This window comes from Pyrinomonas sp., from assembly GCF_040289685.1.
Classification (GTDB): Bacteria; Acidobacteriota; Blastocatellia; order Pyrinomonadales; family Pyrinomonadaceae; genus Pyrinomonas.
In genome coordinates, this window is the sequence record NZ_PSLQ01000011.1 from 41,668 (window position 1) to 63,047 (window position 21,380).

General features: G+C 60.2%; 16 protein-coding genes and 2 tRNA genes. 7 read left to right on the forward strand and 11 right to left on the reverse strand.

The window, feature by feature from the left end:
* Positions 1-129: 129 nt before the first annotated feature.
* Both C4334_RS04385 and C4334_RS04390 read right to left on the reverse strand, forming a co-directional pair.
* Positions 130-987 carry a TonB-dependent receptor plug domain-containing protein gene (locus tag C4334_RS04385; RefSeq protein WP_352430871.1) on the reverse strand — a complete coding sequence of 286 codons (858 nt, stop codon included), beginning with the start codon at positions 985-987 and terminating at the stop codon, positions 130-132.
* Positions 988-1,174: 187 nt separating this feature from the next.
* Positions 1,175-2,470, reverse strand: a complete 1,296-nt coding sequence (locus C4334_RS04390) for a PQQ-dependent sugar dehydrogenase (RefSeq protein WP_352430872.1) — start codon at positions 2,468-2,470, stop codon at positions 1,175-1,177.
* 218 nt (positions 2,471-2,688) lie between these two features.
* On the opposite strand from C4334_RS04390, the gene C4334_RS04395 reads away from it, so the two are divergent.
* On the forward strand, positions 2,689-3,660 hold the full coding sequence (locus tag C4334_RS04395; protein WP_352430873.1) for a DHH family phosphoesterase: 972 nt from the start codon (positions 2,689-2,691) through the stop codon (positions 3,658-3,660).
* Positions 3,661-3,919: 259 nt separating this feature from the next.
* Here C4334_RS04395 and pepP read toward each other — a convergent pair whose 3' ends face one another.
* On the reverse strand, positions 3,920-5,260 hold the full coding sequence (pepP, locus tag C4334_RS04400; RefSeq protein ID WP_352430874.1) for a Xaa-Pro aminopeptidase: 1,341 nt from the start codon (positions 5,258-5,260) through the stop codon (positions 3,920-3,922).
* Between the two features lie 212 nt (positions 5,261-5,472).
* On the opposite strand from pepP, the gene C4334_RS04405 reads away from it, so the two are divergent.
* Both C4334_RS04405 and C4334_RS04410 read left to right on the forward strand, forming a co-directional pair.
* The gene (locus C4334_RS04405) at positions 5,473-7,104 is read left to right on the forward strand and encodes an aldehyde dehydrogenase family protein (protein ID WP_352430875.1); all 1,632 of its coding nucleotides are present in this window, start codon (positions 5,473-5,475) and stop codon (positions 7,102-7,104) included.
* A 67-nt stretch (positions 7,105-7,171) separates the two neighbouring features.
* A tRNA-Arg gene (locus C4334_RS04410) sits at positions 7,172-7,248 on the forward strand.
* A gap of 242 nt (positions 7,249-7,490) precedes the next feature.
* Here the strand turns inward: C4334_RS04410 and C4334_RS04415 are convergent.
* From C4334_RS04415 to C4334_RS04435, 5 genes are all read right to left on the reverse strand, one after another.
* Positions 7,491-10,124 (reverse strand): M1 family metallopeptidase, encoded by a 2,634-nt coding sequence (locus C4334_RS04415; RefSeq protein ID WP_352430876.1) that lies wholly within the window; start codon positions 10,122-10,124, stop codon positions 7,491-7,493.
* Positions 10,125-10,130: 6 nt separating this feature from the next.
* A complete protein-coding gene (locus C4334_RS04420) occupies positions 10,131-10,883 on the reverse strand; it encodes a hypothetical protein (protein ID WP_352430877.1) in 753 nt (250 codons plus the stop codon).
* 22 nt (positions 10,884-10,905) lie between these two features.
* Positions 10,906-11,769 (reverse strand): hypothetical protein, encoded by an 864-nt coding sequence (locus C4334_RS04425; RefSeq protein ID WP_352430878.1) that lies wholly within the window; start codon positions 11,767-11,769, stop codon positions 10,906-10,908.
* 135 nt (positions 11,770-11,904) lie between these two features.
* Complete coding sequence (locus tag C4334_RS04430; RefSeq protein ID WP_352430879.1) at positions 11,905-12,555, reverse strand: thymidine kinase; 651 nt, start codon at positions 12,553-12,555, stop codon at positions 11,905-11,907.
* 1 nt (position 12,556) lies between these two features.
* Positions 12,557-13,126 (reverse strand): DUF84 family protein, encoded by a 570-nt coding sequence (locus C4334_RS04435; protein ID WP_352430880.1) that lies wholly within the window; start codon positions 13,124-13,126, stop codon positions 12,557-12,559.
* Positions 13,127-13,339: 213 nt separating this feature from the next.
* Here C4334_RS04435 and C4334_RS04440 point away from each other — a divergent pair, with 213 nt between their 5' ends.
* The 3 genes from C4334_RS04440 to pta all read left to right on the forward strand — a co-directional run bounded on the left by C4334_RS04440 (position 13,340) and on the right by pta (position 17,036).
* Positions 13,340-14,554: a LeuA family protein gene (locus tag C4334_RS04440; RefSeq protein WP_352430881.1), complete on the forward strand. Its 1,215-nt coding sequence runs from the start codon at positions 13,340-13,342 to the stop codon at positions 14,552-14,554.
* A gap of 158 nt (positions 14,555-14,712) precedes the next feature.
* Complete coding sequence (locus tag C4334_RS04445; RefSeq protein WP_352430882.1) at positions 14,713-15,879, forward strand: M20/M25/M40 family metallo-hydrolase; 1,167 nt, start codon at positions 14,713-14,715, stop codon at positions 15,877-15,879.
* 155 nt (positions 15,880-16,034) lie between these two features.
* Positions 16,035-17,036, forward strand: a complete 1,002-nt coding sequence (pta, locus tag C4334_RS04450) for a phosphate acetyltransferase (RefSeq protein WP_352430883.1) — start codon at positions 16,035-16,037, stop codon at positions 17,034-17,036.
* A gap of 205 nt (positions 17,037-17,241) precedes the next feature.
* Here the strand turns inward: pta and C4334_RS04455 are convergent, their stop codons facing one another.
* Positions 17,242-18,339, reverse strand: a complete 1,098-nt coding sequence (locus C4334_RS04455; protein ID WP_352430884.1) for an HD domain-containing phosphohydrolase — start codon at positions 18,337-18,339, stop codon at positions 17,242-17,244.
* 325 nt (positions 18,340-18,664) lie between these two features.
* Between C4334_RS04455 and C4334_RS04460 the strand changes: the two genes are divergently transcribed.
* Positions 18,665-18,753 (forward strand) — tRNA-Leu (locus C4334_RS04460).
* Positions 18,754-19,160: 407 nt separating this feature from the next.
* Here the strand turns inward: C4334_RS04460 and C4334_RS04465 are convergent.
* Both C4334_RS04465 and C4334_RS04470 read right to left on the reverse strand, forming a co-directional pair.
* Positions 19,161-20,354: a DUF6599 family protein gene (locus C4334_RS04465; RefSeq protein ID WP_352430885.1), complete on the reverse strand. Its 1,194-nt coding sequence runs from the start codon at positions 20,352-20,354 to the stop codon at positions 19,161-19,163.
* Positions 20,355-20,666: 312 nt separating this feature from the next.
* Positions 20,667-21,188, reverse strand: coding sequence for a PH domain-containing protein (locus tag C4334_RS04470; protein WP_502943397.1), 522 nt, complete (start codon positions 21,186-21,188; stop codon positions 20,667-20,669).
* Positions 21,189-21,380 lie beyond the last annotated feature (192 nt).

Here is a 21,380-nt window from a genome sequence, read left to right on the forward strand (position 1 = left end):
AAGCCCCCGGCTGCGCGCCGTGGGGTAGTTGACGAGGACGTAGCCATCCGTGTGGAAGCCCTCGGCGGACAGCCCGAGTCCCCAATCGCGCCATCTTCCGCCAGCGAAGAACGATCCCATGCCGGTGCCTTAACTGCCTAAAGAAGCATCAGCGACCAAGATCGGTCTTTCGGGCCGGCGCGTGATGATCTGCACGACGCCGCCGAGCGCAGAACTTCCGTAAAGATCCGACGCCGCGCCGCGCAGAACTTCGACGCGCTCGATCGCCGCCATCGGCACGCGTCCCCAATAAACCCATCCGCCGAACGGGTCGTTGAGCGGAACACCATCGACGAGGACGAGCGCACGGCTCGCGCCGCTCGCGCCGATGCCGCGCAAACTAACGCCTTGCGACGTCGGATTAGCTGTGCGACTGCCAGCGCGCCGAAAAAGGGCGAAACCAACGACTTGGCGCAAGGCATCATCGAGCGTGGGCGCCGCTGTTGTCAGCAGCTCTCGATCCGACAAAGTGCGGGCGCTCTGCGGCGTGTCGCCAATGCTCATCGGAACGCGCGCTGCCGTAACGTTGACGCGCTCGTTGAAGGCCGCTGGCGCGAGCGTGACTTGTAGCGGCGCCGCGCCGACGTCTTGCACGGTGACGATCTCCGCGTGAACGGCGAATCCCGGCGCGCTGACGATGAGCGTACACCGGACGTCGGGTCCGACGATTTGAAAGCGTCCCGCTTGATCCGTGCGCGTCGCCCCATGGCAACCTTCGCCTTGCAGCTCAACGGTTGCACCGACGATGGGTAGCCCAGTTTGGTCGCGCACTTCGCCGCGAATCGCAGAGCGCGCCCCCTCTTGCGCCAAATTCGTGCCGACGAGCGAAAACAACAGGACGCAAAAGAGCGCTCTCGCCCGCGTCGTGATCGGGCGTCGAATGCAGCGCAGCGTCGTTCCAACGTTGGTCCAAACGATGCCCGCAAAGTAAGTTGTTGAAAGCTTCATCCTCCAACTCTGCGCGCAAGACACGCGAATAGCGGGCGATAAAGGAAACGCCTTCGTTGTTGAAAGCTTCATCTTCCAAGCTCTGCGCGCAAGAGCGCTCAGCGCCGGTCGCTCAGAAGACGCCAAAAGAATCGTTCGCGGTGCGACTGCTGGCCGCTCTTTCGTTTCCGAAAGAAGAATGGTCTATTCAGCGCCCGCGATAGGTGACGCGCCATATCTTGTTCGCGCCGTCGTCCGAGATCAAGAGCGATCCATCCGGCAACACGAGCAAGCCCACAGGACGCCCCCAAACCTCGGCTCGATTCTCATCTAGCATCCAGCCGGTGATGAAATCTTCATAGCTTCCATCAACGGGGCGTCCATCTTTGAACGGGATGCGGATGATCTTGTAACCGGTGCGTTTCGAGCGGTTCCACGACCCGCGAAGCGAGACGAAGACGTGGCCGCGATACTCTTCTGGAAACATCTTGCCGTCGTAGAAGACGAGGTCCATCGCCGCTGAATGGGCTTGGATCAAGACGTCGGGCTTAACGGTCTTGCGCACCAGATTGGGGCGCTCGCCTTTGCGTCGCGGGTCTTCATGTGGCCCGATGTAGGCGAAAGGCCAACCGTAAAAAGCCCCCTCTTTGACTTCCGTTACGTAGTCTGGCACAAGGTCGTCGCCGATGCGATCGCGTTCTTGTACTACAGCCCAGAGCTTGCCGGTCACAGGGTTGAAGGCGACACCGATTGGATTGCGCAGGCTGCTGGCAAAGATCCTTTTGCCTGACCCGTCGGGATTGAATTCGGTGATCGCCGCGCGCATCGGTTCCGTTTCAACCGAAACGTTTGACTCCGAACCGACGGTCACATAGAGCTTGCTCCCATCGGGGCTGAAGATGAGGTTGCGCGTCCAGTGTTCGCGGTAACCTTTACCCGGAAGGTCGGCGATCTTCTCCGGCGCCCCTTCGGCTTGCGTTTGCCCTGGACGGTAACGGAAACGGACCACGGCGTTGGTGTTGCCGATGTAGACGTAGTCGCGCCAAAAAGCGATGCCGAAAGGTTGCGTCAAGCCGGAAGCGAAGACGGACCTCTGATCCGGTTTCCCATCGCCGTTCGCATCGCGCAGAACGATGATCTGTCCGGCTTCGGAATCGGAGACGAAGACATCGCCATTGGGCGCAAGCGCCATCTCGCGCGGACGCTGAAAGCCTTCGGCGTAAGTTTCGATGGCGAAGCCGGCTGGCATGTTGAGCTTCGCGCCGGGCGGTTGTGGAATGAGGCGCGGTGGGTTAGTTGCATCCGGCGTCGCAAAAGGCGGCGGAAGCGTCTCCGGTGTGATCAAGTACCGTCGAAGCGGCGCAGCATTGGCACCATCGCTGGCATTTTTGGTGGTGACGGAGCGCGGCGCTTGAGCGCACGCGAGCGCGACCGAAAAATGCGCGCTCAACGCTAGAGCGAGTCCGGTGCGAATCAAAGATTTCGGGCCTCTCATCGGAATCATCTTCGACCATCCCTCTCGATTGAGCGTAAACTGCCCCGTGCAGCCTTGCAGGCACTTGAGGGCTTTTCTTCTTTTTCCATTGAAACGGCTGCGCGGCATTATCACAAACAATGGCCGACGATTCGAACTCCCGCTTGGCAGCTAGTCTTACGCGGCGAATGTTGCTAAGATGTCGCGTTATTTCTTTCGTCTGGATCGACTCAGTAGATCGCATCGCCATGAAACTCCGCTTGCTTTACCACGGCCGTTGTTTCGATGGGGTCTGTTCGGCGGTCGTCTTCACGCGCTTTTACTCGGAGCGTCTCCACAAAGAAGCTCAGATCCGCTATCGCGGGTTGCACCATCGCCCGGGCGAACTCTTCGACGAGGAGATGTTCGACGGAGATGAGAACGCCATCGTCGATTTCAAATACAGCCCATCGGAGCGCTTGACTTGGTGGTTTGATCATCATCAGTCGGCCTTCCTTTCGCCCGCTGATGAAGAGCACTACCGTCGCACCAAGAACGAGCGCAAAGTCTGGGACCCGACGCGCCGTTCCTGCACCGAGTTGATCGCCGATTACGCGCTCGCGCGCCATTCGTTTCATGATCCGATGCTCGACCCGTTGGTCGCTTGGGCGCACAAAATCGACGGCGCTCTTTACGATTCGGCTGCCGAAGCGGTAGAACTTCGTGCTCCGGCGCTTCAATTGATGCTCGTGATCGAAAGCGAAGAGGATGAGCGCTTCATCGAGGGTATCATCCGCGCTCTTTGCGTTTATCCGTTGGATGAAGTGGCCGCGTCGGACGACGTGCAGCGGAGATTTCGGCGCGCGCTTGAAGCGCAGCAACAATCGCTCGGCCTCGTGCAAAGCAAGGCGATCTACAAAGATGGGGTCGTCTTCTTCGATCTGCTCGATGAAGGCGTAGAGACTTTCAACAAGTTCGCCCCGTACTACCTTTTCCCAGAGACGACTTACTCAGTAGCGCTAACGCGCAGCCCCGGTCGCACCAAGATCTCGGTCGGCTCCAATCCGTGGAGTCCGCGCCCGCGTCGCCACAACATCGCGACCATTTGCGAACGGTATGGCGGAGGCGGTCACCCCGTGGTCGGCGCGGTCTCTTTTCGGCCCGATGAGACGGAACGCGCGCGCGCCGTCGCCCGCGAGATCGTCGCCGAACTTTCGCACGCAGATGGCGCGGAAAAATAGTATTTATAGTATTTAAGTTCGGACGACGCGCCGAAGACGGTGCTAGCGTAGGTTAGCTGAAGTGGGTGGAAAATGCTCTGAGTTCGGACGGCACGGCCCATCGAGTTCTTTTGTCCGAGTTCGCTCGGCGAAATCAGTTGAAGGTTGCACGCCCCGCTTCCGATGTGCGCTTTTATTTGAGCTTGACTCGAGACCTTCGGTTAGCGTCCGACTGAACCAGTGTCCGCGCGTCGAAAATAGGCTCGCTTTGCGACGGGCGTCAGCTCGGATTCGCGTTGAACGAGCTTCGGTTTAAGCTGCTCTCCTCGACGCGCGCACGCGCGATGAACTGTTCGATCTCTTCGACCTCCTTAGGCACGCCTGCGGTCAACACGCGGTGCCCTTCCGCCGTGACGAGAACATCATCTTCAATGCGCACGCCGATGCCGCGATATTCCTCTTTCGCTTCCTGATTGCGCGCTACGTACAGACCGGGTTCGACGGTGATCACCATGCCGGGTTCGAGCTTTCGCGATTCGCCATCGACGTAATAGAGTCCAACGTCGTGAACGTCCATTCCTAGATAGTGGCCCAAGCGGTGCATGTAGAACTTTTTGTAAGCCTCCTTTTCGATCAATTCATTCAAGTCGCCTTGGAGCAGACCGAGGTGAACTAGTCCCTCGGTCAACAACTCCACGGAACGGTTGTGCAACTCGTCTATGGAGACGCCGGGTCTGACCATCGCGATACAGGCCTTTTGCGCTTCGAGCACGACCTCGTAGATCTCGCGCTGCGGGCGGTTGAAGCGTCCGCTCACCGGAAAGGTGCGCGTGATATCGGCGGCGTACCCCTGAAATTCCGCGCCAGCATCGATCAGCAACAGATCGCCTTCTCGGATCGCCGCGTTGTTCGCCGAGTAGTGAAGCACGGTCGCGTTTTCGCCGCTGCCGACGATAGACGTATAAGCAGGGGTCGCGCCGCGGCGACGAAACATGTATTCGATCAACGCTTCGACTTCGTACTCGTGCATTCCCGGACGCGCTGCCCGCATCGCTTCGCGGTGTGCTTCGGCGGTGATTTCAGCGGCTCGTTCGATCAACGCGATCTCGCTCTCGCTTTTGATCAAACGCATCTCGTGCAGGATGACGCCCGTGTCCGTGATGGTGTGTGGAGGGATGACGCCACGCCGGCCGAGCGCGCGCATGCGCGCGATCTCTTCAATGATCTTTTGGTCCAGTTCGTGATCCGTCCCGAGGCGGTAATAGAGCGTCCTTTTGCCTTGCAGGATCTCCTGCAGTTTCATGCAAAAATCTCCGATCGGAAAAGCTGCATCGGCGCCGTACCGCTCGATCGCCCCTTCCACTCCAGCGCGCGGCCCATCCCACGTCTCCTTCTCCGGGTCGCGGGGGCGAACGAAGAGGGTATACGGCTTTTCGGCCTCGGGTGAGATGACGGCGATCGCTTCTGGCTCGTCGAAACCGGTCAGATAATAGAAGTCCGAGTCTTGACGGAAACGGTAGTGCGTATCGTTGGAGCGCGTCACTTCGCGCGCGCCTGCAACGATGGCGACCGATCGCGGTTCCATGCGACGCATGAACTCCGTCAGTTGCTCCCTTTTCATCTTTTCTCCCATAACGTCATGATCGAAAGATCGCGCTCGCAAAGGTCGATTGTAAACAAAAGAGCGGAAAAGCGACAACGAGAACGTCCTTCTCAGTCGCTTCTTCTGCCCGCGCGTGATGTTCGGCGCCGTAAGGCGAAGCGTTGTTGCGCGCTTTTGCCGCTTCCTTTTCATGCCCTTTCCGCGTCATAATCGTCGGCGAGTTGAGAATCATGAGCGCAGCGGAAGCGGCGGAAGGTTCATCGGAGCGAGTCTTTTCAGGACGCGAGATAATCTCCCGAGACCCGAAGACGGGCGTGGAGATCGGTCGCGTGCCGATCGCCGTCGCTGATGACGTGCGGCGTGCCGTGGAGCGAGCGCGCGCTGCGAGAAGCGCGTGGGCAGCGCGTTCAATCGCTGAGCGCGCGCGCGTGCTTCTTCATGCGCGTCGCATCGCGCTCGATCGTCTAGACGAGATCGCACAGTTGATCGCGCGTGAATCTGGCAAACCTCTCCCCGAAGCGATTGCCATGGACCTTGTCCCGTCGCTCGATCTTCTGCGCTATTTTGCGCACCACGCCGAACGCCTGCTGCGCGATGAACCGATCTCAATCGGCCATTACGCGCTTCTCGGTCGCAAGTCGCACATCGCCTATCGACCGCTTGGAACGATCGGCATCATTTCGCCGTGGAACTTTCCGTGGTCCATCCCTGTTGGGCAAGTGGCTACGGCGCTTGTCGCTGGCAACGCCGTGATCCTCAAACCAAGCGAACTGACTCCGTTGACGGGACTCGCCATCGGGCGCCTCTTCGCGCAAGCTGGTCTGCCGGAGGGAGTTTTGCAAATCGTCACCGGCGATGGAACGACCGGCGCTGCGCTTGTCGCCAGCGGCGTCGATAAGATCATCTTTACGGGGAGCGTCGAGACGGGCAGGCGTGTTGCCGAAACGGCCGCGCGACAATTGACGCCAGTCGTGCTCGAACTCGGGGGCAAGGATGCGATGATCGTGCTGGCCGACGCCGATCTGGATAAAGCGGCAGCCGCCGCCGTGTGGGGCGCTTTCGCCAACGCCGGACAAGCCTGCGCTTCGGTGGAGCGGTGTTACGTTCACGAAAGCATCGCCGCAGAGTTCTTGCGACGCGTCGTCGAAGAGACAGCAAGGCTGAAAGTCGGTGCAGATGACGGATCCGACCTCGGCGCAATGTCAAGCGAGAAGCAGTTGAAAGTGGTCGAGGAACATGTGCGCGATGCCTTGGCCCGCGGCGCGCGCTTGCTCGTTGGTGGACGGCGGCTTGATCGCGGCGCCGGACTCTTCTACGCGCCGACAGTGTTGGCGAATGTGGATCATTCAATGCTCGTCATGCGCGAAGAGACTTTCGGTCCGGTGCTGCCGGTAATGACGTTTCGCACGGAGGAGGAAGCCATCGAGTTGGCAAACGATTCCGCGTACGGATTGACGGCAAGCATCTGGACCCGCGATGTAAATCGTGGGCGTGCTCTTGCTGGCGAACTCTGCGTTGGCACAGTGATGATCAACGAGGTCCTATACACGCACGCGATCGCGCAAGCGCCTTGGGGTGGTGTGCGCCGCAGCGGCTGGGGACGAACTCACGGGCGGCTCGGGCTTTTGGAGATGGTTGCCCCGCAACACGTGCACGCGAACCGCTTGACCCTTCTTCGAGATCCGTGGTGGTACAAATACAGTCCGCAAGCGCAGCAGCTATTTCGCCGCCTCGCGCGCCATTTCACGGATGGCTCGCTGAGCGGCCTCGTGCGAGCTATGCCGTCTTTGGCGAAGCGTTGGTGGGAGATGCGACGCGATCCAAGCGGGCGCGAAAGTGGATCGAACTCGACTGCACCGTGATCGCAAGCTGTCGAGCTTGTGCGCTTGACTTATCCGTTCCTCGCCTTTTATTATGGAAAATTCCGATGCACCCGTAGCTCAGTTGGATAGAGCGTCTGACTACGAATCAGAAGGTCGGAGGTTCGAGTCCTCCCGGGTGCACCAGCAAAATTCATTGATAGGGCGCGCAGCGCGTGGGACTCTCAAGCATCGCCGCTTTCGATCGCCTGCTTCAAAAGCTCGGCTCTTGCCGATATCTTTTATCTTTATACGCCTCATCTGGCGTCTCCTCTACTATCTCCTCTACCAAAGATTAGTTCCATAAAGTATGACCGGTGATCGTACGCCTTAAGCCTCCCGCTAATATGGCGTATGGCTTTGTGCAAACGCCATTACCCGGACGGGCCTCAGTTGGTCCGCTCAATGTTGCCTGCTTCGTTGGCGTATCTTTGCTTGATGCGTACGCACCGGTCGAGCTCGTCAGCGGCTTCGAGAACTTTGAGGCGTAGGTCGCGGTCGAGGTCGGGCGCACCGTTGAGAAAGCGGCGCACGATGTTTTGCGCACGCTCATTGCACTGCCCGCCGATGAAAGCCGCAAGCCAGTTGTTGACGAAGAATATCTTGCGCGTTCTTTTTAGGCGCGGTAGTTCGCGCAGCGCTGGTTCCAAATAGGGCAGCGTCAAGTCGGCCTGCTCAAAGGAGTTGAATGGGGCGAGGCTCGCTTCAATCCAACTTTCCGGGAGCTGTGCATCGTTTAAGTAGGCGTCGAAATACGTTCGCTTCACCTCTGCGCTTCGTCTTGCTGCGCCCGCCGCGTAGGCGTAGCGACGCGCGTCGTCCGATTTGTCAGCGCGGCTCTCTTGCTCTAGCAGTGCCGGCGCTTGCGGATCATCGCGTGCGAGGAGCGCCGTAACCACCGAGAAACGGTCGCGCGAGCGCAGGGTCATGCCGGGAACGGAAGCTTCGCTGCGCAGAAGCTTCTTGAGGAACCCGCGCGCCGCGTCGGTGGTTGCCACTGATTGCAGGGCGCGAAAGTATGTGATGCGCAACCCGACGTTTGCCGCATGTTGCGATTGGTTCAACAAAAAGGCCTCCAATTGCGGCGCTACCTGTTGGCGTTGCTCCGCTGACAGGTAACGATTGAAGGCCGTTTGCAGGCGGTTGAGCGTGCTTTGTACGGTCAGCTCGTCGCGCTCGGTCGCGAGCAACTGCAGGGCGAGTTTGATGTAACGCATAGGCGCCAGTTCCGCCTCGCGCACGCTGTCCCAGACGGCGCCCCACAGCAGCGCGCGCAAGAAATCGTCCTCTATCTTGTCGAGACGCGCGATCACCGCTTCGCGGCTCGCCGCATCGAGCAGGAAGCGTCCGTAGCCATAATCTTCGTAGTTGGCGAAGACGAACGCCGGACGCGGTCGTCCTGCGGCCTGCGGGATGTCGGTCGCGCCTGCACCTTCCAGCGTAATGGGGAAGACCTCCTGCTTTCGGTCATCGTAGGCGAGCAGCACTTTCACGCGCATGGGCCACGCGCCCCCCTCATCGAGCACGTCGCGTTGGACGAGCGTGAATCGGCTGATCAATCCGCGCCGGTCAACCTCTATGTGGACGCGGACATCGGCCATGCCGCGACGTTTGACCCACGCCTCGGCCCAACGATCGAGCCGACGCCCTGAAGTCCGTTCAAACGCGACCACTAAATCTGACCAAGTTGCGTTGGCGAAAGCGTATTCGCGGATGAAGCGTTGAACGGCGCGCTGAAAATTCTCAGGACCCAGAAAGAACTCCGCTTGGCGGAGCATGGAAGGCGCTTTGCGATAGACGATGTTTCCATAGGCTGATTTCGCCGCCGAGAGGTTGGGCACTTCTTGATAGATTGGCGTTGTTCCCTTGGTCGCATCGGTGGCGTAGGCGGCGGGCTTGGTGCGTTGGTAGAAAGCTTTCCACGCGTTGTATTGCGGCAGGAGCTTCTCGATCGCTTTGTACGCCATGAAGGTTGCAAAGCCTTCTTTGAGCCATAGGTCATCGAACCATCGCATGGTCACGAGGTCGCCGAACCATTGGTGTGCCGCCTCGTGAAGAATCAGTTCGGCGCGCGACAGCAGGTCGTTGGCCGTCGGATCGAATGGAAAGAGCGCCGCTTCTTCGCGGAGAAAGGTCGCGCCAGCATGCTCCATACCGCCGTAGGCGAACTCCGGTACGATGACGAGGTCGTACTTTTCAAACGGGTATGGGTGGTCGAAGTAGCGCGCGAAGAATTGGAGCGCCTCACGATTCAAACGAAACAGCGCTTCTTCTTCCTCGAGCGCGCGCGCACGCCGCGAGCGACGCACATAAAGCCGCGTGTCAAACGGAGAACGCGCGTCGCGCAGCTCGACGAACGGTCCGGCAGCGAAGGCGAACAGATAGGTGCTGATCGGCGGCGTCTCGCCGAACTTTATGACTTTGGTCCCGTCCATGCGCGGCGTGATCTGCCGCGCGCGCGTGTTCGAGACGACCTCCCAGTCTTGCGGCACCGTGACTTCTAAACGAAAACGCGCCTTCAGATCAGGTTGATCGAAACAGGGGAAGACCGTGCTCGCATCAGACGGGACGAAGAGCGTGTAGATGTATTCGCCGCCATCTTCGCGGTCCAAATAGCGCGTCACGGCAGTGCCCGAAGCGCTGATCGGCGATTCGAATTGCAGTCGCAGTCGGTTCTCGCCTGCGAGCAGAAACTGCCCAGGGATCGTCAAATGGTCGTTCTCGTGTTTGGGGATGACGGCGCGTCCGTTCAGCTCGAGATCGCGCACGCGGTCGGCGGATGGCGCGCGCCAATCGAGCACCAGTTGGGCGGGAATCTCGCGGAGCTTGAAACGAATCTCCGCGCTGCCGCGAAGCCGCTCCGCCTTGGGCGCAAGCTCTACGTTGAGGTCATAGCGGACGTCGCCGTAGCGCGCAGCGCGCGCCAGCGCCAATTCGCGGCTTACTCCGGGAGCGAGCATGGCTTCTTCAGCGCACACGGGGAGCGAACAAAGGAGGAGGAAGAACAACGAACGGATCGTCATTTTAAATTACCGCCGCGCGTCAGCGATGCGCAAGGCCGTTTGCGCGCGTGTGCCGTTGAAATCATAGATGATGTGCAGGCGCAGCGCGCCGTCGACGATCTCAGCGCGGATGTCTGCCACGCGCGCGCGCAGCGCTCCGCCAGCGGCTTGCACCGGAAGGTTGAGCGCCAGTTGGTCGCCGCGCAGCACTTCGATCGGATTGACGCGGTCATTGAGCACGCGCTGCACAAAGAGCGCGATAAGCCCGGCGAAAGCTGGCGAAACGCCCTCCGGCGAAATCCCTTCGACGTTGATTTGCCCGTAGAGTGTCTGCCGTTCGCGGTTGAAGAGCAGTTGGATGTTGGTTTGCGCTGCGCCGCGAAAGTTGATGCAGCGTCCGAAGGCGTTGTAATTGCCAGCAAAGGCTAGTGGCGCGTTGATGCGCCCATCGGTCAAACGCACAAAGGTGCGTGCGCCGTTCTGCTCCGGCGTGATGGTAACTTGGCTTGGGCAGCCCGCATCCTGCGTACGACTGATCATCACGCCGTTGAGGGCGAGCCTGAACGACGGCTCGCCGACCTCGCGAAAGATGGTTTCGATCACCGAGTTGAAGAAGCGTTCATCGAGCGTGATGACTGCCGTGGTCGCTGCCCCATCTGCCTCTGGCGCACGCAACGGCTCGCCGGGCAAGGATTGCGCGCGTGGCAGACCGACGAAGAGGAAATAGACGGCACCGCCGCCGATGAGCGCGCCGAGCACCAAGGTCGCTAGGTATTTCATCGGGCACCTCCGAGACGAGGACTCAACGCGCTGTCGGCGACGGCGTTGCCGTTGGCGATGGCGTCACCGCCGACCGTTGCATCACGTTCTGCAAGACGGCGGTGAAGAGGGACGCGAGCGCGTCTATCTGCTGACGCACTTGCTCGGTCGTCACGCGATTGAAGTCCGGCGGTACTTCGAAGAGCGCCGGATCGACCTCGGTTCTGATGTCGCGCATCTCGGCGACGAGGCGTAAGCTTTTGACGCCCTGCACTTCGCGTTCAGTTTCGGAGCGAAGTTCCGAACGCAGCGGCAAGCCCGTCTCTTTGTCAACGTAGACGAAGTTCTCAGCTTGTGCGGTGCCCGCTTCGGTGCCGGTGCGGACTGCGGTCGCATAGCGGTATTTGATCACGATGCGTCCGTTCATCTGCTCTTCGCCGACGCGCTCGTAGCCGCTTTGAGCGCGCAACTGGGCCACGATCTCGCCCGGCGTCATGATGCGCGGCACTTCAAAGCCGACCGCTTCACGATTGACCTCGGCATATTGGCGCCGATTCGGAAAGATCAAATAGCGCTCGGCACCTCGTTCCAGATAGATGACCTGTTCGCCGTTGGGCAAGCGGAATGAGTAACGGCGATTGTCGCCGCTGCGCGCCACGTCAGCCGTCAGCGTCGGGCCGCCGACCACTTGTTCGCCTCCTGCCGTTTGCCCTGTCAGGACCAGCGTCGCGGCATAAGTTTCGGGTTCGCGCGCCTCCAAGGCGCGGGCCGCTTCGGGCGTTGGCGTCGCGCTCACGTTCGCGTTTACGTTGGCGTTCAAATTGACGTTGGCTGTTTGCGGCGTTTGTTGGCAGGCCGCGACTGCGAGCGCGATGGCGAGCAGGGCGAACGTTTTCTTTCCCATCATGGCAATAGACCTCCTCGACGAAAGATTCGCGGAAGAACGCGGAACGGGGGAAAAGCTTCGGGGGAAGACAGCGCAGAGCATATCACGGCTCGGTCGCCTGAGAAAGGCTCGACCCATCATTCAGTCGGTCTTTAGTCAATGATGCCGTTTCGTTGGCGTTTCATCCGCCCTCTCTTCGACGACGTGCGGTGTTGGCGCGTCGGCGTGCGGGACGAAGCAACGTCGGCAGCGAGCCTCGTACATATCGGCGGCGCCGACGGCAACGCGCCCTTCCACAGGCACGATGCGTTGCGAATAGTTGGCCGGCTGGCCGCAGCGGACGCAGATGGCGTGCGTCTTCGTGATGTACTCAGCGATGGCTAAAAGTTGCGGCATGGGTTCGAAGGGTCGTCCCATGTAGTCTTGGTCAAGGCCCGCGATGATGACGCGAATCCCACGCCGCGCCAGTTCGTTGGCCACCTCCACCAGATCGTTGTCGAAAAACTGTCCTTCGTCGATGCCGACGACTTCGGTGCCGGGTTCGAGTCGGGCGAGGATCTCCGCCGCCGATTCGACGGCGACCGATTCGTGGCGCATGTCGGAATGCGAGACGATGTGGTCCGTCGAATAGCGCGCATCGATGCGGTGTTTGAAGACCTGCACCTTTTGGCGCGCGATCTTGGCGCGACGCAAGCGACGGATAAGCTCTTCGGATTTGCCCGAAAACATCGATCCGGCGATCACTTCGATCCAGCCCGTCGATGTTTGATGTGGAGGCGGCCAGTCTTGTGTCAGCATTTCGTCCATTTCAATCCCGATAAAGTTCGCCGTTGTAGAATGGAGCGAGCGCGGCGATGAGCGCCATCTCGAAGCTCATCGCGCGCGTGATGAGGTTGCGCGAAAGAACGCCCCAAGCGCCTTGGCGGCTGCGCACATCTTGTTCGCCAGCGATCTCGTCGATGACCTCACCGAGTTCGCGCGCCTGCTCGATGACGCAAGCGGCGATGCGCGGCGGAACTTGAATGCTCGGACCGGCGCCGAAAGCGCCGCGCGTGCCGTCGGTGACATAAGCCCAATTGCGCAAGAACGTGATCCGTTCGGGCCAGAGACGTTCGGTATGGAACCCGCCTTCGAGGCCAACGAAAAGGTCAGCCTGAAGACCCTCGCGCGCGAGTATTTGACGAATCGCCAAGGCGCGTTCGCGCGCACCGCGCATGGTCTGTTCGTCTGTGAGCGGCATGGCTGGCGCAGTCGTCGTCACGGGACGCGCGATGATCTCGGCGGCGCCCCACTGCGAGTCGAGTCCAGCGAGCCGCTCGACGCAAGCTTCAAGCGCGGCTACTTTGGCCGGGCGGTTCGAACCGAGTGCGATCTTCATGCGCAAGCGGAGCGCAAGCCTATAACAAAAGCGGCGGCTCGTCAAAACCGCGAAAACCGGATCCGCGTCGTCGCGTCTGTCACCGTCGCGCGGGCGCGGAGGTCGGCGTGCGCTGTTTCGGCGAGCGGCTGGAGCGACGCTTGACTTCCACTTCCGCCGCTTGCTCTAATCGAGATGAGAAGAACAAGGCGAAAGATTCGAGAGGGAGAGGCGATGTCCGTGCACGAGTTGATCTACGATTGGAACAAAATCGAGCCGACGTTGAAGAAACCTAATCGGCGTATCAGCTTCGACGATGAGACGTTACGCGATGGGTTGCAATCGCCGTCGGTGCGCGAGCCGTCCATCGAAAAGAAACTTGAATTGCTCCACCTAATGGAATCTTTGGGGATCGACACAGCGGATATCGGGCTTCCGGGGGCTGGCGGATTACACGCCATGAGCGTCGAGCGGTTGGCGCGCGAGATCGCCGACAAGCGTCTGCGCATTCGTCCGAACTGCGCCGCGCGCACACACTTGAACGACATCATCCCGATCGTCGAAACGTCGCATCGAGTGGGAATTCCGATCGAGGCCTGCACTTTCATCGGATCATCGCCGATCCGCTTCTACGCCGAAGACTGGACGCTCGATAAGCTCCTGAAGCTAACGGAGGAGGCGGTCACCTTCGCCGTCAAGCAAGGGCTTCCCGTGATGTACGTCACCGAAGACACGACGCGGGCGCAGCCTGAAACGATTCGCGCGCTTTACACGACGGCCATTCAGTGCGGGGCGAGAGCCGTCTGCGTCTGCGACACGGTCGGCCATGCCACGCCCGACGGAGCGCGCGCCGTGATCCGCTTCGTGCGCCGCATCATCGAGGAGCAGGGCGAACCTGTCAGGCTCGATTGGCATGGGCATCAAGATAGAGGGTTGGGCGTGATCAATTCCATCGCCGCGCTCGAAGCTGGGGCCGATCAAGTACACGGCACGGCACTTGGCATCGGCGAGCGCGTCGGCAACACGCCGCTGGATCAGCTGCTCGTCAACTTGAAACTGATGGGGTGGATCGACAACGATCTTTCGCGCTTGCGCGACTACTGCGAAAAAGCGGCGGAAGCTTGCGGCTGGACCATTCCGCGCAATTACCCCGTCTTCGGACGCGATGCTTTTCGCACGGCGACCGGCGTTCATGCCGCCGCGGTGATCAAAAGCTACCGTAAGGGCGATGTGGAGCTGGCCGATGCGGTCTATTCGGGCGTGCCGGCAGGTCTATTCGGTCTCAGGCAGGTGATCGAAATCGGTCCGATGAGCGGCAAATCGAACGTCATCTTCTGGCTTGAATCGCGCGGCATCGAGCCGACCGAAGAGCGCGTGACGCGCATCTTCGAGCGCGCCAAACAGTCGCCCACCGTGCTCAGCGAAGAGGAGGTGATGCAACTCGTTTGAAGCGAGGTCCGACGCACGGCAGTAGGCGTGCCCAACTGTAGGCATGGCGAAACGAGCCTTCTGAAAATTTGATCGCACCGAACAGCAAGAGCATGGTCGCTTCAACGAGTATCCTCGCGCCCGCCGCCACTGTGCGCGAGCTTCTGCGAAAGGAACAGGTGTCGCGCGCTTTTGCCCGCCTCGATGCGCAAGCCCGCGTTACCGATGACGAGCACGCGGCCATTTGCGCCATCCCGTCTTCGCCCTTCGGCGAACAACAACGAGCGCGCGCCTTGGCGGAGCGTTTTCGCCGATTGGGCCTGCGCGAAACGAAGATCGATGCGGAAGGGAACTGCGTCGCGTTGCGGCCCGGGCGTCGGCTCCACCCGTTGCTCGTTTTGAGCGCGCATCTGGACACGGTCTTCCCGCCGGGGACGGATTTCACCGTGCGACGCAAAGGGTCGGTACTGCGCGCGCCGGGAATCGCCGACGATGGGTGCGGACTAGTGGCCTTGCTCGCGTTGCTCGATGCGCTCGAAGCCTGCGCCATCGAGACGGAAGGTTCGATCCTCTTCATCGGCACGGTCGGTGAAGAGGGAGAAGGCAACTTGCGCGGCGTGCGTTACCTTTTGCAACGAAGCGAGTGGGCCAACGAGATCGATGCTTTCATCAGTTTGGACGGACCAGGGTTGGAACGCATCACTAACGGCGCGCTCGCCTCGCGCCGTTTTCGCGTGCGCTTCGTCGGCGCTGGCGGTCATTCGTGGGGCGATTTCGGCATCGCCAACCCAATCCACGCGCTCGGACGAGCCATCACACACCTATCTGGCTATCCGCTCGCCGTCAGCCCGCGCACCTCGTTCAACGTCGGGCGCGTACAGGGCGGCGCGGGCGTCAACGTCATCGCGCGCGAAGCGAGCATGGATGTCGATCTGCGTTCGGAAGCGTCGAGCGAATTGGAACGCTTGACTGAGTTCTTCCATCGCGCCGTCCAGCGAGCCGCCGAGACGGAGAACGAGGCGCGCCTTGTGGGGACGACGCCGTTGGAAGTCGAGATCGAACTTCTCGGCGAAAGGCCGGGCGGTGAAACTCCAGTTGATTCTCCACTGGTCCAGTTGGCCATGGAGGCGACGCGCGTTTTCGGCGCGACCCCGCGTCTTGAGTGCGCCTCGACCGATGCCAACATCGCGATTGCGCGCGGCATCCCGGCGATCACCATTGGCGTCGGCGGGACCTCGGGTAACGTCCACACGCTCGATGAATGGTACGACGCGCGCGGGCGACAGGAAGGCTTGAAGCGCGCCTTGTTGGTCGCTTTGGGCACGGTCGGCATGGTCGAACTTTGATCGCGCATCGGCGAGAACGCTAAGCACGAGCAGGGCGCGCCGTTTCATCGAGATCGATCAATCGGTTGGAACGGAGCCGCTATCACTAGTGCGCGTTGTTTGTCCGCCATTTCAGTGAGGTCGGTAACCTAGTTGAACGAGAAGACTTCGGAAAAATGAACGTTCTGGAAAGGATCCGTCAAAAGGCCGCTTCCGATCCGCGACACATCGTCTTGCCAGAAGGCGAAGATCCACGCACCGTCGAGGCAGCGGCGATCTGCCTGCGTGACAAGCTGGCGCGTTTGACCTTGCTCGGCGATGTCGAACGCATCCGAGCGACGGCACGTCAGCTCGGCGCGGATCTGACTGGGGCCGAAATCATAGACCACCGTCGCGCGCCGGACTTGGAGAAGATGGCTGCGCTCTACTACGAGTTGCGTCGCGCTAAGGGGACGACCTACGACGAAGCGCGACGCACGGTCGAAGACCCGCTCTATTACGGCGATCTCATGGTGCGCTTGGGACGCGCCGACGGTTCCGTTGCTGGTGCGACCAACACCACGGCTCACACGGTGCGCGCTGCGCTCCACTGCATTGGGCTTCGCCCCGGGTTCAAGATCGTCTCGAGTTTCTTCGTCATGGTCCTGCCGAACAAAGATTTCGGCGCCGACGGCGCGCTCATCTACGCCGACTGCGGCGTGGTCATCGAACCTTCAGCGTCGGAGTTGGCCGAGATCGCCATCGCTTCGGCCGATTCCTGTCGCGCGCTGCTCGGCGTCGAACCGCGCGTTGCCATGCTCTCTTTTTCGACCAAGGGGAGCGCTGCGCACCGCCTCGTGGACAAGGTCGTCGAGGCGACGCGCACCGTGCGTGCACGCGCGCCGGAGCTTCTGATCGATGGCGAACTACAAGCCGATGCCGCGCTCGTGCCGCACGTCGCCGAGTCGAAAGCCCCGGGATCGCCGGTCGCTGGTCGCGCCAACGTGCTGATCTTTCCCGACCTGCAGGCGGGAAACATCGCCTACAAGTTGACCGAACGTTTGGCGGGCGCAACGGCCATCGGCCCCATCCTTCAAGGGCTGGACCGGCCTGCAAACGATCTGTCGCGCGGTTGCAAGGCGCAAGACATCGTCGATGCGGTCGCTATCACGGCCGTGCAGGCGCAAGCGCGCCATTGATCATCGCATCAAGGCAAAGGCGCCCGGCGAAATAGACCCAGCGCCCCCACGCCACGCTAAGCGCGCCATTGATCATCGCATCAAGGCAAAGGGCCTACTTCTTTGCGCCTGGGTTTCATCTGTGGCGCGCGAGCGGTTCGACAGCCCGGAGCGTCGCGCTTGCTTAAGTCGCTTTCTCGATCGCATCGCGCGTCGAACCAACGACCTACGTCACTGAAAAGATGTTCCTCGAATCTCTCACCGCTTCGAGCGACTGCTGGTTCAGCTCTTCCCAATCCTCGCGCGGAACGCGACGGAAAGCTTCAATGACGCGCGGGTCAAACTGCGTGCCCGCATGACGACAAAGTTCAGCCGCCGCCAATTCGTAGGGCTGCCCGCTGCGATAAACGCGATCGCTCATCATGGCGTCGAGCGCGTCGGCGACGGCGAAGATGCGCGCTTTGATGTCGATCTCTTCGCCGCGCAGCCCCTTTGGATAACCCGATCCATCCCATCTTTCGTGGTGTTGACCGACGACTTTCGCTGCCCCTTCCAAGAACTTGATGCCTTGAAGGATCTGTTGACCCAGCAGCGGATGCTCGCGCATGCGCTTCCACTCTTCTTCGGACAATTGACTGGGCTTACGCAAAATGGAGTCAGGAATGCCGATTTTGCCGATGTCGTGTAATAGAGCGCCGAACTCCAAGGCGCGCAGCTCCTCTTCTGACAGACCCAGTTCGCGTCCCAGACGGAGGCTGAAGTTGACCACACGTTCCGAGTGTCCGTGCGTCTCCGAGTCGCGTATTTCGAGCGCCATCACTAGCGCGCGCAACGTCGCGCGGTACGATTCCTCAAGCGAAGCCAAAGCGCGATCAAGTCGCGCCGTGCGATCTTCGACCAGTTTTTCAAGGAAGTTCTCGTAGTGACGTTTGGCCAGCAGAAGATCCCGGTGTTCAAGCGCCCGTTCGACAGCGGCTTCGACGTGGCGCAGATCGAAAGGCTTCATGATGTAATCGAACGCGCCAGCGCGCAGCGCTTCGATCGCGCTTTCGATGGTCTGCACGCCGCTGATCAGAATGACCACCGTGTCGGGCGCAAGCGCGAGCACGCGCGGGACGAGTTCAAGTCCGCTCATACCGCGCATCATGATGTCGCTGATGACGAGGTCGAAGTCGCACAGATGAAGGCGCGCCAACGCTTCTTCAGCCGAGCTGACCGTTTCGCATTCGTGCTTTGCGCTCAGCAGATCGGAGAGAACGCTGCTGATTTCCGTTTCATCATCGGCGATGAGTATGCGCCGTCTTTTTTCGCTCGCTTGGTTCATTGCCAACTGGAAAATTTGTTTCGACGAAAAACGCGCGCACGGCGTTCATCCTCTGCGCGCTCGGAAAATGGGGCAAGAGATGGCGCAGACCTGATGCCCGTGAGGCGAATCGCATTTTATCAACGGTTTGCGCCCAGAAACAAGAGGTTTTTAACCTGCTCGCAAGGAGAAAACAACAGAACGGAGAGGCCGCCAAAAAATTAGCAGTCCCATACGGCAGTCGCGCCCGATCCGCGCGAAAGACCGACAGCCTTTTCGTCTCCGATCTGAGACCTGAAGAATTGACAGCATTTTCGCCTTCAATCTAAGATAATGCTTTGCGTGTGCCGGAGTGGCGAAATTGGTATACGCACCAGACTCAAAATCTGGCGGGGTTCACTCCCCATGTCGGTTCGAGTCCGACCTCCGGCACCAAACCTTTCTCGCTTGTCGTCAGCATTAGTACTCCCACAGGGCGCCATCTTTTTCAACACAAACGACAACCCCTCTTCGCTCATCGTTTCGAGTTGGCCTCAACACAGTCTGCGATCCATCAGCGAAAACCAGAAAAGCCGCGCATAGTCGTTCGATCTCGACAAGGCTGAGGGAACTTCCTGCGGTCCACGTCTGATGTTTCACTTCTTTGAGTAGGAAAGAAGATCGAAAAAGTAGAGGCTTCCTGTGGTCCGCGTCTGATGTTTCACTGAACTTGCGATCCCTGCGCTCTTCGCTCCGTGCCGCTGAAGATGGCGTGCTCCGAACGCATGATCTTTTCGTTCAGTTCGCTCCGATAGCTAGAGCCGACCTCCTTAGCGCCCAGCATGTGACCGAGGGCGGTCTTGTTACCTGCTCGATTTCGCTGACCCGAGCAGACGCGAAGGATCTTTTTGAGCGGTCATTTCGTCGATGTTGAGCCTGATCATGTCGCCGGCGTCCGTATAGTTGCGAAACCGAGCGGCGCGCGTGCGACGGCGACTGAAGACGAATCCACCGACGATGGCGCCGATGCCAAGACAGAAGAGCAACGCCACCCCCGTTGCCTTGAGCGTCGAGACGACGATACCCGCCGTCATTCTGCTGTAAGCGCGCTCCAGTCTTTCCCATGCGTGTGGATTGTGGCCCAGCCACCGGACCACTTGTTCGTAAGAGATCGAATCGGCCAGCCGACGCGCGAAAGCTTCGTCCGGAGCATCGAAGACGAAGACCGAGTAGTTGCCGATTCGACGATAGAGCGATGGCAGCGGCTGACCCGCATCCTTCAAGTCTTGGAGATGACCGGTGATGCGTCGGTCGTTTTCGGCAGCGAATTGCGGGGTCGTGTGTTCGACGATGACGAGCCGCGCCGCGCCGTAAGGGGCCGTCACCGCTTCCGCTCCGCCAGCGAATGAGACCGCGTTGAGCGCGGGACGATGGCCCACAGCCGCTTGTAGCCCTTCGAGCGTGACGGCGAAGACGGCGCGGTTCTGCGCCGTCTCCCACTCGGGCAGGTGGCGAACGAGCGACGGAATGTCTCCCTCGCCGCGATCGAGCGGTTCAGCTAATTCGCGTGCGAGATCAATTAGCTTTTCGGGCGTGATGGGCGAACGGCTTTCGATGAGGACGACGGTGCCCCCCTTGAAGAAGATCGCGCGGTTTGATCCGACGTAGCTCCATGTGCCGACGGCGTCTGAGCCGGTGAGCGGTTCAGTGCGTCTAGCCTCTTCGGCGAGCGCCGTCAGCAGCGCATAGGCGGCCGGTTCGGTGCGCGCTTCGATCAGCGTCACGGTCAGACGCTCGTTCTCTGCTCCGAGGTAGCTGCGGGTCGTAGCTCGAATGATGGGGAACGCGCTGAGCGATACGTCGTTCACTGCGCCTTCGACGCTGGTGGCGGGACCAGAAGCGCGAAATTCGCCGACGCGACCGGCAAGCGGCGACATCGTTTGATTGCCGTGGACAACGACAGCTAAAAGGACAAGAATGAAGCCGCACGAGGCCGCGATAATGGATCGCGTTGCGCTCGAACGGCAAAGACGGATTAACTTCTCAATGTGCGTCATGATTTGCCTGCCTCACGCAGGTAAAAGAACCTCGCCCTGCATGTCTGAAAAATCCCCTTCCGGACAGTGAGCGAAAGCCACAGCACCATTTCGATGCCCAAAAGGGTCGCAGCCGTTGTGCTCGTTTGAGAAGATCATACGCAAGATGCAGCACATGTGCCAGCAGCCACGCCGCTATTTGAATCCCTTTTGATCCCCTCGGCTCGCGCATCAGGCGCTGGCGCACAAGCGTTTGCCCCACACGACGCCTCGCTTTTTACTTTGCTCATCAGGCGGCTCGGAGCTTTCTTCCTGATGAGGCCTGCACGCGCATCAGTTCCGGCGCCTCATCTCATGATTGATCATCTCCTCTTTTTCGCGCGGACGACGCACGCGCCGCAGAGAGGTAGCGGCCAGTCCGTCGCCCATAGTTTCTATCTCAATGGTGCCGAGATCGAAGAAAACTTCAAGCACAGTTTGTGAAACGGTCACCTGCTTGATGCTGCGTAGCGGGATCGTGCGGCGGCGACGGACGATTAAACCTTCGGTGAGCACCAAGGCCGAGTCCGTTAAAACGTAGGTCGTCGTGTTGCGCCGTAAGTGTTTGAGCAGGGCAGGAAAGATCAGTAGAAGCGAGACGAAGAGCGTCACGCCAAACGACACGCCCATGAAAGCGAGCGCCGCTGTTGCCGCCAGCGCTAAAAGCGCGCAAACTCCGTAGGCTGCGGCGACGAACACAAAGGCCGGTCGTTCGACGAAGATCAAGCGCTCGGCCGGATGCGTTGTCGGACGGCGCGTCGGCACAGCAGGCAAAATCGCGCCGCAGTGTCCGCAATAACGTGCTTCGGCCGCCATTTGTCGTCCGCACTTTTCACAGCGCAAGGTTTGCATCCTTCCGTCGCTTTGACGATACCAAAAAGGCGGGCGAATGCAAGACAGCGCGCACCGACTCCGCCAAAAGAACGAAATCGGCGCGTTGCGGCGGAAAGGTCTGAGGGCGACGAGCAGATTTAGACCGAAGAATTCTCAGCAAGCGACGACTTGAAG

Coding starts and splice junctions, on each gene's coding strand:
- C4334_RS04385 (WP_352430871.1), bottom strand. CDS start 987: ATGAAGCTTTCAACAACTTACTTTGCGGGCATCGTTTGGACCAACGTT.
- C4334_RS04390 (WP_352430872.1), bottom strand. CDS start 2,470: ATGATTCCGATGAGAGGCCCGAAATCTTTGATTCGCACCGGACTCGCT.
- C4334_RS04395 (WP_352430873.1), top strand. CDS start 2,689: ATGAAACTCCGCTTGCTTTACCACGGCCGTTGTTTCGATGGGGTCTGT.
- pepP (WP_352430874.1), bottom strand. CDS start 5,260: ATGAAAAGGGAGCAACTGACGGAGTTCATGCGTCGCATGGAACCGCGA.
- C4334_RS04405 (WP_352430875.1), top strand. CDS start 5,473: ATGAGCGCAGCGGAAGCGGCGGAAGGTTCATCGGAGCGAGTCTTTTCA.
- C4334_RS04415 (WP_352430876.1), bottom strand. CDS start 10,124: ATGACGATCCGTTCGTTGTTCTTCCTCCTCCTTTGTTCGCTCCCCGTG.
- C4334_RS04420 (WP_352430877.1), bottom strand. CDS start 10,883: ATGAAATACCTAGCGACCTTGGTGCTCGGCGCGCTCATCGGCGGCGGT.
- C4334_RS04425 (WP_352430878.1), bottom strand. CDS start 11,769: ATGATGGGAAAGAAAACGTTCGCCCTGCTCGCCATCGCGCTCGCAGTC.
- C4334_RS04430 (WP_352430879.1), bottom strand. CDS start 12,555: ATGGACGAAATGCTGACACAAGACTGGCCGCCTCCACATCAAACATCG.
- C4334_RS04435 (WP_352430880.1), bottom strand. CDS start 13,126: ATGAAGATCGCACTCGGTTCGAACCGCCCGGCCAAAGTAGCCGCGCTT.
- C4334_RS04440 (WP_352430881.1), top strand. CDS start 13,340: ATGTCCGTGCACGAGTTGATCTACGATTGGAACAAAATCGAGCCGACG.
- pta (WP_352430883.1), top strand. CDS start 16,035: ATGAACGTTCTGGAAAGGATCCGTCAAAAGGCCGCTTCCGATCCGCGA.
- C4334_RS04455 (WP_352430884.1), bottom strand. CDS start 18,339: ATGAACCAAGCGAGCGAAAAAAGACGGCGCATACTCATCGCCGATGAT.
- C4334_RS04465 (WP_352430885.1), bottom strand. CDS start 20,354: ATGACGCACATTGAGAAGTTAATCCGTCTTTGCCGTTCGAGCGCAACG.
- C4334_RS04470 (WP_502943397.1), bottom strand. CDS start 21,188: ATGGCGGCCGAAGCACGTTATTGCGGACACTGCGGCGCGATTTTGCCT.